The 1,287-nt window shown below is 72.1% G+C and carries 2 protein-coding genes and 1 pseudogene; 2 read left to right on the top strand and 1 reads right to left on the bottom strand.

Annotation, left to right across the window (positions count from 1 at the left end; all coding sequences use genetic code 11):
• Both R6V09_RS53370 and R6V09_RS53365 read left to right on the top strand, forming a co-directional pair.
• Window positions 1–741, top strand: a 741-nt coding sequence (locus R6V09_RS53370) for a polysaccharide deacetylase family protein (protein ID WP_317888588.1), incomplete at its 5' end; no start/stop codon positions are given.
• A gap of 29 nt (window positions 742–770) precedes the next feature.
• The gene (locus R6V09_RS53365) at window positions 771–914 is read left to right on the top strand and encodes a hypothetical protein (RefSeq protein WP_317888587.1); all 144 of its coding nucleotides are present in this window, start codon (window positions 771–773) and stop codon (window positions 912–914) included.
• Here R6V09_RS53365 and R6V09_RS53360 read toward each other — a convergent pair.
• Window positions 906–1,287: pseudogene (locus tag R6V09_RS53360) on the bottom strand (ABC transporter); the annotation flags it as partial. The gene R6V09_RS53365 and the pseudogene R6V09_RS53360 sit on opposite strands and share 9 nt — an antisense overlap.

The following is a 1,287-nucleotide window of genomic DNA, read 5'->3' as shown; positions in this document are numbered from 1 at the left end:
GCCGCGCGCAGCGCCGTTCCTCCTCGGCCGCCCACTCTCGCGCCCGGGCCCGCCGGACTGACCCCCGTCTTCAAGAACGGTCCGCGGGCGTACGGCAAGACCGTCGCGCTGACCTTCGACGCCGACATGACCGCCGATCAGGGACCGCGCGCGGCGGCCGGCGAGCACTTCGACAATCCGCGGCTCATCGCGACGCTGCGGACGCTGAGGGTGCCGGCGACCGTGTTCATGACCGGTCGGTGGGCCGACGAGTACCCGGCCGAGGCCCGCGACATCGGGCGTGACCCGCAGTTCGAGATCGCCAACCATTCGTACAGCCACTACGCGTTCACCGGCGACTGCTACGGCCTGCCGACCGTGTCCCGGGACCGGATGAAGGCCGATGTGGAGCGGGCGTACACGGCCTTCAAGATGGCGGGCGTGCCGAACGCGATGCCGTACTTCCGCTTCCCCGGCGGGTGTTACGACCGGCAGGCGCTGAAGACGCTGAGCGCGGTCGGCGTCACGGCGGTGCAGTGGGACGTGGTGAGCGGGGACGCCTTCGCGACGGACTCCGATGCGGTGGCCCAGCAGGTGCTGGAGGGTGTGAAGCCCGGGTCTGTCGTCGTCATGCACTGCACCCGCAGCGCCGCCCCGGCGACCGAACGGGCCGTCCGCATGATCGTGCCCGAGCTGCGGAAGAAGGGGTACCGGTTCGTGAAGGTCTCCGAGCTGATCGGGGCGGCGGACCGGCACCATTGAGCACCCTGCGCTCCTCGTACGCTGGTCGCATGAGCGACGAAGAGCCGGCGCCGGCGTACGCGGAGTGTGTGCTGTGCCAGGAGCCGACCGAGTACCCGGAGTCGTACAAGGGGATCACCTTGTGTCCTGTGTGCGAGTGGCAGGAGGCGCAGCGCACCGCCTGTTCAGGGTGAGCGGCGGGAGGTGAGGGCGCAGGTCACGGCGGCCACGACCGCCGTGACCAGAACCGCCCCGGCCAGGGGGAGCAGCGGGACCGGGACCGTGCCGGACTGCGAGCCGGTCACCAGGCCGCTGACCGCCGCCCGAGCCGGTGAACCGGTCACCACCACCGACAGCAGTGCCGCCAGCAGCATCGCGGGCACCGCCCGGCCGGGTGAGCGCAGCAGCGGCCAGTTGGTGAGCGCGCCGACCGCCATGCCGAGCAGGGCGCAGACCAGGACGGCGAGCAGACCGGCCGTCCCGGCGGCGAGGAGCGGTACCCGGGTGCGGTGATCGGCGCTCGCCGGGTCGCTGATCAGCGTGACGACGAGGGTGGCCGCCGTGCCG

It is taken from the genome of Streptomyces sp. W16, assembly GCF_033194735.1.
Classification (GTDB): Bacteria; Actinomycetota; Actinomycetes; order Streptomycetales; family Streptomycetaceae; genus Streptomyces.
This window is presented reverse-complemented; position numbering and strand designations above follow the sequence as displayed.